The 13711-nt window shown below is 66.5% G+C and carries 13 protein-coding genes and 1 riboswitch; of the genes, 3 read left to right on the plus strand and 10 right to left on the minus strand.

The genetic code is table 11. The annotated features are described in order from the left end of the window. Window position 1 precedes the first annotated feature (1 nt). On the minus strand, window positions 2-1084 hold the full coding sequence (locus tag ACFU5V_RS35370) for an LLM class flavin-dependent oxidoreductase (protein WP_378705049.1): 1083 nt from the start codon (window positions 1082-1084) through the stop codon (window positions 2-4). Between the two features lie 59 nt (window positions 1085-1143). Further along, window positions 1144-1257: riboswitch (SAM riboswitch) on the minus strand. 318 nt (window positions 1258-1575) lie between these two features. Here ACFU5V_RS35370 and ACFU5V_RS35375 point away from each other — a divergent pair. After that, window positions 1576-2079, plus strand: a complete 504-nt coding sequence (locus tag ACFU5V_RS35375; RefSeq protein ID WP_378705052.1) for a GNAT family N-acetyltransferase — start codon at window positions 1576-1578, stop codon at window positions 2077-2079. A 408-nt stretch (window positions 2080-2487) separates the two neighbouring features. On the opposite strand, the gene ACFU5V_RS35380 is transcribed toward ACFU5V_RS35375, so the two are convergent. The 4 genes from ACFU5V_RS35380 to ACFU5V_RS35395 are packed head-to-tail and all read right to left on the minus strand — an operon-like array spanning window position 2488 to window position 5186. Next, window positions 2488-3258 (minus strand): SDR family NAD(P)-dependent oxidoreductase, encoded by a 771-nt coding sequence (locus ACFU5V_RS35380; protein ID WP_378705056.1) that lies wholly within the window; start codon window positions 3256-3258, stop codon window positions 2488-2490. Between the two features lie 36 nt (window positions 3259-3294). Beyond that, the gene (locus ACFU5V_RS35385; protein ID WP_378441630.1) at window positions 3295-4062 is read right to left on the minus strand and encodes an SDR family NAD(P)-dependent oxidoreductase; all 768 of its coding nucleotides are present in this window, start codon (window positions 4060-4062) and stop codon (window positions 3295-3297) included. Window positions 4063-4072: 10 nt separating this feature from the next. Then, a complete protein-coding gene (locus ACFU5V_RS35390) occupies window positions 4073-4579 on the minus strand; it encodes a VOC family protein (protein ID WP_378705060.1) in 507 nt (168 codons plus the stop codon). 37 nt (window positions 4580-4616) lie between these two features. Then, window positions 4617-5186 (minus strand): cupin domain-containing protein, encoded by a 570-nt coding sequence (locus ACFU5V_RS35395; RefSeq protein WP_378441634.1) that lies wholly within the window; start codon window positions 5184-5186, stop codon window positions 4617-4619. Window positions 5187-5410: 224 nt separating this feature from the next. Here ACFU5V_RS35395 and ACFU5V_RS35400 point away from each other — a divergent pair, with 224 nt between their 5' ends. Next, the gene (locus tag ACFU5V_RS35400; protein ID WP_378705116.1) at window positions 5411-6295 is read left to right on the plus strand and encodes a LysR family transcriptional regulator; all 885 of its coding nucleotides are present in this window, start codon (window positions 5411-5413) and stop codon (window positions 6293-6295) included. A 287-nt stretch (window positions 6296-6582) separates the two neighbouring features. Here the strand turns inward: ACFU5V_RS35400 and ACFU5V_RS35405 are convergent, their stop codons facing one another. From ACFU5V_RS35405 to ACFU5V_RS35415, 3 genes are all read right to left on the minus strand, one after another. After that, on the minus strand, window positions 6583-8010 hold the full coding sequence (locus ACFU5V_RS35405) for a PLP-dependent aminotransferase family protein (RefSeq protein WP_378705062.1): 1428 nt from the start codon (window positions 8008-8010) through the stop codon (window positions 6583-6585). Window positions 8011-8060: 50 nt separating this feature from the next. Further along, a complete protein-coding gene (locus ACFU5V_RS35410) occupies window positions 8061-9422 on the minus strand; it encodes an MFS transporter (RefSeq protein ID WP_378705119.1) in 1362 nt (453 codons plus the stop codon). A gap of 82 nt (window positions 9423-9504) precedes the next feature. After that, entirely contained in the window at window positions 9505-10923 is a 1419-nt protein-coding gene (locus ACFU5V_RS35415; RefSeq protein ID WP_378705064.1) for a PLP-dependent cysteine synthase family protein, read from the minus strand. A 193-nt stretch (window positions 10924-11116) separates the two neighbouring features. Here ACFU5V_RS35415 and ACFU5V_RS35420 point away from each other — a divergent pair, with 193 nt between their 5' ends. After that, window positions 11117-11380, plus strand: a complete 264-nt coding sequence (locus ACFU5V_RS35420) for a WhiB family transcriptional regulator (RefSeq protein WP_378441665.1) — start codon at window positions 11117-11119, stop codon at window positions 11378-11380. 215 nt (window positions 11381-11595) lie between these two features. On the opposite strand, the gene ACFU5V_RS35425 is transcribed toward ACFU5V_RS35420, so the two are convergent. Both ACFU5V_RS35425 and ACFU5V_RS35430 read right to left on the minus strand, forming a co-directional pair. Continuing rightward, complete coding sequence (locus ACFU5V_RS35425; protein WP_378705066.1) at window positions 11596-12636, minus strand: aldo/keto reductase; 1041 nt, start codon at window positions 12634-12636, stop codon at window positions 11596-11598. Next, on the minus strand, window positions 12636-13688 hold the full coding sequence (locus ACFU5V_RS35430) for an aldo/keto reductase (RefSeq protein ID WP_378434238.1): 1053 nt from the start codon (window positions 13686-13688) through the stop codon (window positions 12636-12638). The genes ACFU5V_RS35425 and ACFU5V_RS35430 overlap by 1 nt, the downstream gene beginning before the upstream one ends. Between the last annotated feature and the right edge of the window lie 23 nt (window positions 13689-13711).

Genomic DNA, 13711 nt, shown 5'->3' on the forward strand with positions numbered 1-13711 from the left:
GCTAGCTGGTGGTCGATGCGAAGCGGCTGAGCGGCCGACGTAGTCCGAGCGTCTCCCGCAACGTCGAGCCCGGTTTCGGAATCCGATGCAGTGACAACTCCTGCAATATGGGAAGGACCTCGTCGACCAGAACGGCGAGATCAGTGGTGACGACGGCGGGATGGATCCGGACACCGTCCACCGTGTCCGCCAGGGACCGCACCAGGTCGACGAAGTCTCGTGCCGAACCCGCGAATCGAAGGCGTCCCCGGTCCGGCCACAGCGCATACCCATCGAGGCGGGCAAGGCGCGACTGCGCGGACTCGGTCTTCGTATCGAGAATCACCTCGACATCGGCGAAGGTCACGGCCCGCTGTCCCGCCGCCGACATCCCGATGTCGGTCACATCCCGACCGGACAGCAGCACAATGTCGAGAAGATCCGGCACCCCCAGTTCCGCAGCTCCCACGACGACTATCTGCCCCTGCGGTGAACGGGGTGTGATGAGCGGTCCGACGACGCTGAAGAATTCGCCCTCGAACCTGACGTGGTGCACCTTGTCGGGATCGAGGTAGCGACCCGTCGCGGCATCGCGGATCACGGCATCGTCCTCCCACGAATCCCAGAGCTGCCGGGCGAGCTCGATGACGTCTCGAACCTCGCGCCGTACGGCCTCGGGGGCACGTGGCTCGAATCCGACTGCACCATTGACGTCCGCGGAGTTGTCCGAGCCGACCACCCATGCCGCGCGACCCCGACTGCCGTGATCGAGGCTGGCCAGCTGCGTCGCGAGATGGAACGGTTCGGTGGTGAGGACGTGCACCGTCGGCGCCACCCCGATAGTGGCCGTCGTCGTCGCCACGAACGACGCACGCGTCCCAGCATCCAACCGTCCCAAGGGGTATGCGCCCTCCCCCGGCACCATTCGGTCGTCGATGGTGACCAGCGCGAAACCGGCAGCCTCGGCTGTGTCCACGACCGACCGGAGAACCCGGGGACAGACCACATCGGCAGGCGGGCGCCCCCACACACGCCACGCGGCGGGATGACCTCCCGCGCCATCTACCTCGACTGCCAGGTGTAGCGGTTTGGGCGCTCGAACCACGACGAAAGTCCTTTCGAAGGAGTGCGGACGCGCACCGGAGAACCAGGGTCCACGGACTCCTTGCGCGCTTGCGGAATCAGTTGTCGATTCCGCCGGGTCGTCACCTGGAGCACCCCGCCGCGCGGGAGGGTTGCCGACCAGCAAGCCAGGGCTTGATGCTGGTACTCATGACCGTCGACATGAATGTATCACGACACGTAAGGCCGAAAAGCGCACCGTCACAACATGCTCAATGCTTCCCATAGCCCACGAAGGGGGCCACGCGTAGCTTTACGATCCCGGTGATTGAAATTCACCTGACGGCACACCATTCGCGGACGGAACGACCGTCGGCGCGACGACGCGGCATCGGCCCGTTAGCCCAATCGCGCTCCGAACGGAAGAGTTTCACTCGTCGGATGTCATTGAGGTTGCAGTGATTTCAACTATCGACCGAGGCGTCCTCGTCATGACACCGTCATTCGTCGAATCTAGTCGTACGGAGAACAGTCATGACCGAAAGCGCCACGCGCACCGAGTTCGTCGTCCGCACAGCCTCGTGGTCCGATCCCGACGCGGTGGCATTGCGGGCGGCCATGGCAGCGGAAGTCGGCCCCAGGTATTCCGATCGTGTGTCGGACGCCGTTCGGGCAGCCACCAATGCGGTGGATCCGGAATCGGTGCATCTCACCGTTCTGGTGTATGTCAGAGACCTCGAGTCTGCGGAGCCACGAGCCGTGGGCCACGCGGCCTTGCGCTGGAACGGCGACGATCTCGAGTTGAAGCGGATGTTCGTCGTCAAGGAAGAACGCGGAACCGGGGTCTCGACCGCGCTGCTCACCGCGGTCGAGGATGCGGCACGAGACGCGAGGCGACCCCGTTTGATCCTCCAGACCGGCGACCGGCAACCCGACGCGGTCAGGCTGTACGAGAAGAGTGGCTACTCGCGGATCCCGACCTTCTCGCCCTACGAGGCCCTCCCCTTCTCGAACTGCTTCGAGAAGGTGTTCGGGTAGGTAACGCGTTGCATACGGCCGTGCTGGTCGTCGTTGGTCAATTCGGATAACCGCTGCGGCGATATACGCCGTATCGGTCACCCGAACTGTGCAATGGGATGCACAGGCGACGCGGCATCCCGAGCGCGGGATCGGCCTCAACCACGGTCGGTTCATCGGTCACGAGAACTCCGAGATCGACTACGCACTGCTTGATCGGCTCCGGCGTCCTGCGAGTCAGAATCGACTCGACACGGCCGCGATCGATCGGTTTGCCGCTCGCGGCCAGGACTCGCAGATCGAATCTCCTCGGCTCGACGAGGCGCCGGGTTCGATACCGACCACAACTATGCCGGTTCGGCCGAAGAACGCCAAGGCCTGCGGTCGGCGCCCGGACGATCCGGGCGCCTCTCTCCGCACGTGCCGTCGTTACGCGGTGGTTCCGCCGTCAGCGGTGTAGACGGCACCGTTCACGAACGACGCATCATCCGACAACAGCCAGGCGACCAGCGTCGCGATCTCGTCGGCTGTGCCATATCGGCCGAGTGGGATCTGCGAGATGAGCTGGTCGTGGACAGTTGCCGCGTTGCCGGGCGCCCACTGCTCCTCGAGGCTGTCGATCATGCGGGTCGCGATCTGACCGGGCGCGACGGCATTGACCCGGACGCCGCGTCCCCCCGCCTCCAGGGCGGCGCTTCGGGTCAGTCCGACGACCGCGTGCTTGCTGGCGGCATACGCGGAGAGCCGGGGAACACCTCGGATTCCGGCCTGGCTTGCGGTGTTGACGATGGCGCCTCGCCCCTGCGCATACAGGTGCGGAAGCACTTCCCGCATTCCGAAGTACACGCTACCCGCGTTGACCGCGAGTACCTGCCCGAACTGGTCCGGGTCGCTCTCGTCGAGAGCGGTCGCCGACCCCTCGATTCCGGCGTTGTTGTGCAGGTAGTCGATGCGCCCGAAATGCGCGCGTGCCGCGTCGACATACGCTCGTGTTCCGTCGTGGGTGGAGACATCGGCACCGACCGCCAAACAGCATTCTCCGAGTTCGCTCTCCAACTCCTTTACAGCCTGCTCGTCGAGGTCGACGGCCGCGACGCGGATCCCGTCCGCAACCAATCGGCGCACCGTCGCGGCGCCGATCCCGCCACCGGCACCGGTGACGATTGCTACACGGCCGGCACCCTGGTGATCGTCAATCATATTGCCTCACTTGTTATCGATTCCGTCGTGAACGCTCTACTGCGCGGTGTATCCGCCGTCGACGAGGAGAAGCTGACCGGTGACATAAGACGAACTCTCGCTCGCAAGATGTGCCACCGCATCGGCGATGTCGTCCGGAGTCGCGGTTCGGCCCAATGGATGTTGTGCTGCCATCGAATCCCACTGGGCGTCGTCGCTGATCTTGTCGGCGGTGAATCCCACCCGCGCGAAACTGGGTCCGACCGCATTGACACGCACTCCGTGCGAGCCGTATTCGACTGCTGCGGCTTTCGTCAACCCGAGCACCGCGTGCTTCGACGCCACGTACGCACTGATGTTCGGCATCGCAACGGTGCTCATGATCGAGGCGATGTTGATGATGGCCCCTCCGCCCGAGGCCGGCGAGGTCATCGCCGCCAATTCGGCTTGAAGGCAATAGAACACGCTGCTCAGGTTGACATCGATCACCTGCTTCCAGGCGTCGAGCGGGTAGTCGGCGAGCGGCACCATTTCGCCGCCGATTCCGGCATTGTTTACGGCGATGTCGAGGTGGCCGTACTCGCCGACCACGGAGTCGACCACGTCGCGCACTGCGCTGGGATCCGTGAGGTCGATCTTGTGGAACGTTGCGAGGCCTCCAGCCTCCCGAACCGCTGCGGCGGTGGCTTCTCCGCCGGCAGGATCGCGGTCGAGCACCGCAATTTCGGCGCCCGCCGCCGCGAGGCGTCGACTGATCGCGCGGCCGAATCCGCCGCCACCCCCGGTGACGAGCGCTGTCTTGCCTGCAAGGTGTTGAGCATTCATGGATAGTCCTTCACTCTGGTGCGGAGGCACGGTTGGCCCAGGTCTGATCGAACGTGCCCGAGCTGATTTCAAGGATGTTGCCGAACGGGTCCTCGCAGTAGACGATGTCGCGACCGGGAAACAGCGTCCACACCTTGCTGCGCTGCTTGCCGCCGTGCCGCTCGATATGTCCGGCCAACTGCGCGACGTCCGGCCACGTCAGGCACACGTGGAACGGCCCGGTGCGCCAGTACTCGACCCGGTCCGGCTGTGTGGTGGCGGGCGAGAGGAACTGGAACAGCTCGATTCCGGTGCCGTCCCCGGTGGCGAGGAAGGCTACGCGCAGGCTCGCCCACTCAGCCCCGAAGATGTCGCTGAGGACTTCGCCGAACGGTTCGTCCTCCTTGCCGATCTGTATCGGTCCGCCGAGGACGGTGAAGCGCAGCACCTGTCGATACCACTCGACAGCCTCGTCGAGGTCAGGAACGGTGATCCCGACATGGTTGAAAGCGGGCGTCGACGACAGCGATGAGGTCATGGTTTCTCCGATCGATGAGCTGTGCAGATGGAAACGGCTACTGGAGATCGGTCGATCCGTACGAGTAGTCGACCAACTGCGTGTTGTGCACCGCCTCGTTGTCTTTGGCCATGTAGTAGTGAAGTCGCGCATCACCCATGACGGCGAGTTGCCCATCCTCGGTGTAGCCGCCGATGGGTCCGTCGAACATCGCGAGCATCACGCAGCCCGTTTCGGTCGAGAATGGCTCGTGAATGGTGCCGGCCGTTTCGACCGTGAACGAGTGGGGTGTTCCAATGTCGGGGGTCGTCTGCCCGTCGACGACGACCGTTCCGTCGTAGTAGTAGAAGCCGCCCTCGAGGATGTAGACCTGCAGGTTGCCGACATGCCAGTGCGAGGTGGCCTTGATGCCCGGATCCACCTGCAACAAGATCGTGAAGGCACCCGAAACGAGGTTGCAGTAGAGCAGCTTGTAGCGCGTTCCGGGCATCAGCCAGTCGGTCCACTCGGTCTCGTCCATGGTGTGGAAGTCACGCCGATCCCCCTTGGGGGTATTTCCCGGGCTCGTCATCCAGAACAGCGGAGTCCTGGCGGTGGCGGGTGTGGCGGTGTCGTCGACAGCGGTCATCGAATTTCTCCTGCAAAACTGGGGGGATGGAGGTCGTGGTGTCCGGCCGTGACGAGGACTGTTCGACGGCCTGTGACTCACAACACTGTGCCGCCGGAGCGGGAGGAACACCAGGTCCTATCCGACGCCCAACGTTAAGCAACGCTTACCGGTCCGTGCGGATGCTCCTGACGTGCACACTTGCAGAATATGGACGCACGCCGCCGGAATCGGGAAGGGAACCCATGGACATACACCCCCGCGTCTTACGCTACTTCCTGGTGGTAGCCGAGGAACTGCACTTCCGCCGCGCTGCCGAACGCCTCTACATCACCGGACCCGCCCTGAGCCAGCAGATTCGTCATCTGGAGCGCGAGCTCGGGTTCGAGGTCCTGAGAAGAACTTCCAGGTCGGTGGAGCTCACAGACAAGGGCGCGGAACTGGTAACGCTCGCTCGCGCAGTTGTCGACGCAAGCGACACGTTGTCGGCTTGGGTTGCGCGCGCAGAGCAGGGAACGACGCGCATTCGGATCGGGTTCATGGCCACCGGGGCGGGTGAGCTCACCCAGGAGATCCTCAATGCCACGAGCGCGAATCTCCCGCTGGTCGATGTGCAGCTCAAGCATCTCGAATGGGGCGACCAGACCCGTGCGCTTCTCGAGAATCGGGTGGACGTGGTCTTCACACGCGAACCTGTCCGAGCTGACGATCTGCGATGCAGCGTGGTCCTGAGCGAGCATCGTGTAGTGGTGCTCCCCAGCAGCCATCCTCTCGCGAACCGGTCGACCGTCGCGTTCCGCGACATCGCGGAGGAAACGTTCCTACCCAGCGAAACAGGTTCCCAGGAATGGATCGACTACTGGCTGGTCAACCCTCGCTCCGACGGATCCGCGGCGCGAACCGGACCCTCGATTTCAACGGTCGAAGAAATGCTCGAGCAATGCGCGGCCGGCACCGGCATCGCCATCACCGCGGAGTCGGTCCCCCACTTCTACGCCCATCCCGGCGTGCGCTTCGTCGTTGTCGAGGACCTGGCACCTACACGCGTTCTCCTGTGCGCTCGTTCAGACAACAGCGACCCGACGGTGCGCAAGTTCGAACAGCTTGTCGAGGAAATTGCCCACGCTTGAACCGCTCGCTTTTGGTTCAAAGCAGTACTCGTACACACGGTCGCGGCCGTGGGCGACCGCCCGCTCGCGCACGTCGCGGGTGTAGTCGCGCGCCGCTCCGATCGACAGGAGTGGCGCATAGATCAGGTCGGCGTGCCTGCCGGCGAAGTCGATGCCCTGCTCGGACCCCCTGCCTGAGCGATGAGCGGGTACCACTGAGGGCCCAGCGGCACGTTGAGCGGCCCCTGCACATGGAAGTACTCTCCGGCCGTGGTCATCGCGGTTCCTTTCGACGTGAGAGACGTGGATCAGGCACGCGGCGCGGAGTGGACCTCACGGACGGCCCGGGCGATGCGCTGTGCCCCGAGACGGAGGTTGTGTTCACTCTGGTTCGTGAACCCCAGGCGCAGGCTCCGTGCGTAGAGTCCGCTCGCGGCGGGGTCGAAGTAGCGGCCCGACGAGAAGTCCGCGCCGAGCGCGTTCGCGGCGGCGCGGACGTCCGCGAGGTCGATATCAGGGTCGGTCACCGTGGCCCAGGCGAAGATTCCGCCTTCGGCCTGCGGAATCGACACCAGATCACCTGCCTCCGCGGTGAGAACGTCGGCCAGCAGATCTGCTCGCTCCCGGTAGAGGGTGCGGGCGTTCGCGACGATGCCGTCGAACAGTCCCGGCCGACCGAGCAGATGCGCCACGGCGGATTGGGTCAGCAACGACGCGTGCTGATCGAGGTTCGCGCGCAACCGCAACAGTCCGGCCTGGAGCCAGGTCGGGACGACCGCCCAGCCCAGTCGAAGCCCGGGTCCAAGGGTCTTGGAGAACGTATTGACCCGCACCACCCGATCGCTGTCGAGCGGGAAGTCAGGAACAGCTGTGCCCCGAAACCGGATCTCGCGGTACGGGTTGTCGGAGACGACGACGAACCCGTAACGCTCGGCGAGGGCGACGAGCCGCGACCGGTCGTCGGCTGCGAGAGTCGTGCCGGTCGGATTGTGGAAGTCGGGGATCACGTAGAACAGCTTCGGGATCCGCCCTGCCTGCAGGTGGCTCTCGAAGACGTCGAGGTCGAGACGTCCCCCGGTGTTCGGCACCGGCAGGAGCTGGGCTCCGTAGTGGTCGAGCACCCGCAGCGCAACGGGAAAAGTAGGGCTCTCGACGGCCACCAGGTCGCCGGGGTCGAGGACGGCGGCGAAGACCAGGCTCAGTCCGTGCAGTGCGCCGTTGGTGACGACCACCCGGTCCGGATCGACGACACCGGACTCGTCGCTCTCCCGTCCCGCGATCCACTCGCGAAGCGTCGCGATGCCCGGGGCCACCGAGTACTGCAGCGCCCGTGCGCCTGTCGGAGGCGACGCGAGGGCGACAGCGAACGCGGCCGCCAGTTCGTTCACCGGGAGCGCCTCGTCGGCGGGAACCCCGCCTACCAGGCGGATCGCGTCCGGCGGCAGGGAGGCCGGCGGCGGCCCGAATCCACTTGCTTCGAGCGGGCGAGTGATCAAGCGGGACAACGAGGACGGAGGAGGGGATGTGATGATCCTCATGTTCGAACTTCCTTCGTGGTCGAGAGTGTACGACGGATCACGCGGCGAGGGCGCGGTCCGGGCGAGATGGGTGTAATGGTCGAGGACGCGGCCGGGATGCCGAACATCACCGGGACGGATCTGCCCGCGGGAACCGTTGCCGGGCGGGTTGGTGAGGAGGCCGAGCCGGATCTGCCGGTGTGCGGATTGTGCTGACACGATTCTGTGCTCCATTGTCGTTGCGCGGCGGGCTGAATCACACGGAACCGTCATTCCCGTCTCCTGCGGCCGTCCCGGACGGCACATGCCAACGACAACACCAGCATTCCGGCGCACACGGCAAGCCCCGCCGCCATTGCGCGGCCGTAGTTCCCGGTGTCCGCGGACAGGACCCCCAGATAGATGCCGGGCACCGCGGCGAGGCTGACGGTGGCCGACAGCCGCTGCGACAGCTGCAGGAATCCGACGGCCACGCCGCTCACACCGGCCGGCGCATGCTCGAGCGTCATCGCACGGTTGGGGGCGTCGACGAATCCGCTCGCGACCCCGGACAGAACGGCCAGTGCGGCGACCACCGCGAGCACCGACGTCCGCGGCAGCACAGTGACCGCGAGCACGTATCCGGCGACGACGAACAGTTCCGCGGCGATGGCACCCACCACCGCGGCGCGACCGAACCGTGCGACCACCCGCCAGCCGACTGCCGAGGTCACGGCCATCATCACCGAACTTCCCGACATCACCAGGGCGGCGTGCAGCGGTGCGATGCCGAGTCCCTCGATCAGATAGAGACTCATCACGGCGTTCATCGCCAGGAGGGCGCCGAACCAGAACAGCGCGACCGCCGTACCCAGGGTGTAGCCACGTGCCCGCATCAAGGCAGGTAGCAGCACGGGCGTGCCGCCGCGACTCGCGTAGCGCCGTTCCCACCAGCGGAAACACCCCAGAGCGAGGATCGAACCCGACACCGACAGCACCGCTCGCGTCGCCCCGAAGCGCGACACCATCGGCAACAGCAGCAGCGTCGTCGCAGCCGCGAGCAGCCCGAGACCGACGACATCGACCGTCACCCCCGACCGGGCGCGGCTGTCGCGGCGCAGGAACAGCGCGCCGAGCGTCACGGTGACGACCGCGAACGGCACGTTCAGCACGAGCAGCAGCCGCCACCCCCAATCGGGACCCCCGACCCCGAGGAGCACACCACCGGCGATCGGACCGATGAAACCGGCGAGCCCCCCGGCCGTTCCGTATGCCGCGAGTGCCTCGGCCCGGCGAGGCCCGGAGTAGCGGTCGGAGATGATGCCGAGGACCTGGGAACTGACGACTCCCGCCCCGGCGCCCTGTCCGAGGCGGGCCGCAACGACGGTCCACGGCTCCGCGGCGAGGGCACCGACCAGGCCCATGACGGCGAACAGGCTCAGCCCGGCGAGGAACAGCCGCCTGCGGCCGATCAGATCGCCCATCCGCCCCGCCGGGACGAGGGCGAGACCGAAGGTCAGTGAGTAGCTCGCCAGGATCCACTGCACGTCCGCCGTCCCCGCATCGAGGGACGACCGGATGGCCGGCAGGCCGATGCCCAGCACAGCGGAGTCGAGGAGTGTGGTGAAACCGGCGGCGGCGCAGACGAGCACCTCCCGACGTCCAGCCGTGTCGCGGAGCGCCGGTCCGGCATCGTTGCGTTCCGGTGCTGTGTCGAGGTCGGTCAGGATCGGCCTACCGATGCTCGCCCGCGGCGGTGCGGATGTCGTCGGCGTCTGCGAGCGCCACCACCCGCCCGGCCTCGGCCACGACCACCGGCCCCCGGTGTCCACCGATTCGCCGCGCTGCCACCGACAACTCCTCGGTGACACCCACGACGGGCAGCGGCTGAGCAACGTGCGCGCCGACCGGGTCGTCGTCCGGAGCGTCCGACAGCGCCTCGGGGCCGACGGCCCCCAGGATCTCCGCGACCACGATCGGACCGGTACCCGGGCGCGCCAGCACGACGGGGAGCGCCGGGGTGTCCGTGAGCAGGTCACGGGCCTCGACCACGGTCGCGGTGGACGGCACTGTCCGGGGTGCGCTTCCCCGGCCACCCAGTGTGTGACCCACGACGGGTCCGCTCGGGGCGTGGTAGAGCGGGAAGCCGAGCCGTCCGAGCCATTCGTTGTCGAAGTACTTCGACAGGTACGCCCGGCCCGAGTCCGGGACGATCACGACCACGACGTCGTCCGGTCCGAGAGTCCGCGCGACCCGCAGGGCGGCGGCGACCGCGGTGCCGGCGGAACCCCCGACGAGGAGTCCTTCCTCCCGGGCGAGGCGGTGCAGCACCGTGAGGGCTTCGACGTCCGTGATCCGCTCGAGTCGGTCGACGACGTCCGGGTGGTAGGAGTCCGGCCACTCGTCTGTCTCGGTCTGCGGGTGCAGGAAGTGGCCGACGGATTCGATGTACCAGGCCCGGCCGTCGCCTCCGCCGTACACGGAGGTTTCGGGGTCCGCGCCGACTGTCTGCACGGCGCCGCCGGAGACCTCGGCCAGGAACTCCCCTGTCCCCGTGATGGTCCCACCGGTTCCGACTCCCGCCACGAGATGGGTGACCCGGCCCTGGGTCTGCCGCCAGATCTCCGGTCCGGTCGTGGTGCGGTGCGCGTCCGGATTGGCCGGGTTGTCGTACTGGCCGGCGAGCCAGCCGCCGGGGATCTCCGCGGCGAGCCGAGTGGCGACGTTGCGGACGAATTCAGGATGATGACTGGGCCGTCCGCCGGGCGTCACATGCACCTGCGCCCCGTGCGCCCGCAGCAACCCGATCTTCTCGGCGCTGGTCTTGTCGGGCACGACGACGACCGAACGGTAACCCCGGGCGGCAGCGACCAACGTCAGACCGACCCCGGTATTGCCCGACGTGCCTTCCACGACGGTGCCCCCGTGGAGCAGCTCTCCCGATTCCTCCGCCGCGCGAATCATGGCCAGGGCGGCACGGTCCTTCACGCTTCCGCCGGGATTGAGGAACTCGAGCTTGGCGTACACCGTCGCGGAGATGCCTTCGGTGACCCGGTTCAACCGAACGAGGGGTGTGTTGCCGATGGCATCGGTGATCGAGTCGTAGACGCCGAGGCTCGCAGCATCGACTGTGGGTGGATCGAGGATGGTCATGGCTCTACCTTTCGAGGCCGCACCGGTGTCACTCGATCAGCATGGCAAGGACGATCGCCGAACAACAGGATTCGAGTCACGCCGATCGGATCTTCGCATCCTCGAGATTCGAATTCTTCTCCGGCGACAGCCGATCGGCTGTACTACGGGACGACCGAGACCGAAGGGGGTAGTCGAAAAGATGTCGACACCGGTGACAACACTGCAGCGTCACGACACGGAGCTGTGGCAGTGGCGGCTGTCCGCGCGTTGCCATGAAGAGGACGCGGAGATCTTCTTCCCGGCGGACGCCGAACGCAGGAACGCGCGCTTCGAGCGGGAGGATCTCGCCAAGGAGTTCTGCCGCGGCTGCGCGGTGGTGGAGGAATGCCTCGCGTATGCGCTCGACACCGGCCAACAGCACGGAGTCTGGGGAGCGACGACGCCGGGCGAACGGCTCGCTCGACTCGGCCGCTGAGCTACGTCGAGCACGAAAGCCGAATTATATTCGCAAAGAATTGATTTGGTGCGCCGCTCCCGGAAAGCAAGTACGTTCAGTGTGCCGCGGTCTTGGGAGAGGCTGCGGTGACATGCGGTGTTCGAGAAGAGGGGTAAGAACACCGGACGTGGTGGATGGCCCCGTCGACGACCTCTCCTCGAGACGCGTCGGCGGGGCCTCTCCCGGCCCTCGTGTTACGCGGCGGAGCTTCGCCGCAGCTCCGGGCGGGCCAGCGCCTCGGGAATCTTTCCGGTGTCGCGCTCGGTGAACACCGTTCCCGGCGGGACGATCTCGTCGATCCTGTCCAGCACTTCACCGGACAGCGGCACATCGACCGCATCCAGGTAGCTGTCGAGGTGCTCGATGGTGCGTGGTCCGACGATCGCGGATGTCACATCGGGGTGGGCCAGCACGAACGCCAGCGACAGTTGGATCAGGCTGATGCCCAGTTCTTCCGCCAGCACCGCGAGTGCGTCCGCGGCTGCGAGCTTGCGGGCGTTGGCGGGGGCGTCGATGTCGAAGCGGCCCTTGATCAGTTCGGCGCGGTACGACTCCGGCTGTGGGGCACCGATCCGGTACTTCCCACTCAGCCAGCCCGCGGCGAGCGGACCGTAGGTGATCACGCCGAGCCCGTACTTGCGGGCGATCGGCAGGGTTTCCCGTTCGATGCCGCGGATCAGCAGCGAGTACGGAACCTGCTCGCTCGACGACCGCTGCAGGTTCCGGGAGTCCGCCACCCACTGGGTCTCGACGAGTTCCGCCGGCGAGAACACGGAGGTTCCGTAGTAGCGAATCTTGCCCGCCCGAACCAGATCGTCGAGTGCGCCGACAGTTTCGCCGATCTCGGTGTGCGACTCGGGCCGGTGGACCTGGTACAGGTCCAGGTAGTCGGTGCCGAGGCGCCGAAGACTGCCCTCCACGGCCTCGGTGATCCATCGACGCGAATTGCCGCGATGCTGTGGATTGTCGTCGACGGCGTTGTGAAACTTGCTCGCCAGGAACACGTCGTCGCGGCGGCCCTTCAACGCCTTCCCGACGATCTCCTCGGATTCCCCGCGCGAATAGGTGTCTGCCGTGTCGACGACGTTGATGCCCGCGTCCAGCGCCCGGTGGATCACCCGGATGCCGTCCTCGTGCGTAGTCTTGCCGCGGGCCCCGAAGTTCATCGTGCCCAGCGTCAACGGGCTGACCTTCACACCCGTGCGTCCGAAGACGCGGAAGTCCTGCAGTGCCATCAGTGATCGTCCTTTGCTGTGGTGGTGACGCGACGGCGAGTTGCCGCGTCGGTCAGTGACGGCGGAAGGTATCCCTCGTCCGCCGGGCTGATCGTGACTCCGGGGGCGACGATCTCGTCGATACGGTCGAGGATGTCGCTGCCCAGTCTCACGTCGACGGCGCCCAGCTGACTCTCGAGGTGCTCGAGGGTCCGCGGCCCGATGATGACGGAACTGACGGCGGGATGCTGGAGGACGAAGGCCAGGGAGAGGTGGATCAGCGACAGGCCCGCGTCGTCGGCCAACTTCTGCAGTTCCTCGGCGGCGGCCCGCTTGCGCTGGTTGGCGAGCAACTCCGGGTCGTGGCGGTGCGGCTGCCGGGTCAACCGACTCGACTCCGCGGCATCCGTCTCGCCCGCGCGGTACCGGCCCGACAGCCAGCCCCCGGCGAGCGGACTCCAGGTGAGGACACCCAGCCCGTACTTCTCGGCGATCGGCAGCGTGGCGCGTTCGGCGGCGCGCGCGAGAATGGAGTACGGCGGCTGCTCGGTAACCGGACGCTGCAGGTGGCGCCTGTCGGCTGCCCACTGTGCCTCCACCAATTGGTGCGGCTCGAACGTGGTGGTGCCGAAGTAGCGGATCTTGCCCTGCCGCACGAGGTCGTTCAACGCACCGAGGGTCTCGTCGAAGTCGGTGTCGGGGTCGGGGCGATGGACCTGGTAGAGGTCCAGATGATCGGTCTGCAACCGCCGGAGGCTGCCCTCGATCGCCGTGAAGATCCAGCGCCGCGAGTTGCCACGATGGGTGGGGTCGGACCCGATCTGGCCGTGGAACTTGCTCGCGAGGACCACGTCGTCGCGGCGGCCCTTCAACGCCTTCCCGACGATCTCCTCGTTCTCGCCCTGCGAGTAGACGTCGGCGGTGTCGACGACGTTGATTCCGGCGTCCAGTGCGCGGTGGATGATCCGGGCGGCGTCCTCGTGGTCGGTGTTCGCCCAGGACCCGAAGTTCATCGCGCCGAGTGTGAGCGCGCTGACCTGCACACCGGTCCGTCCGAGGTGGCGGTACGTCATGATCTGGTTTCTGCTTTCTGTCG

The sequence above is a fragment of the Rhodococcus sp. NPDC057529 genome (assembly GCF_042802055.1).
Lineage (GTDB): Bacteria > Actinomycetota > Actinomycetes > Mycobacteriales > Mycobacteriaceae > Rhodococcus_F.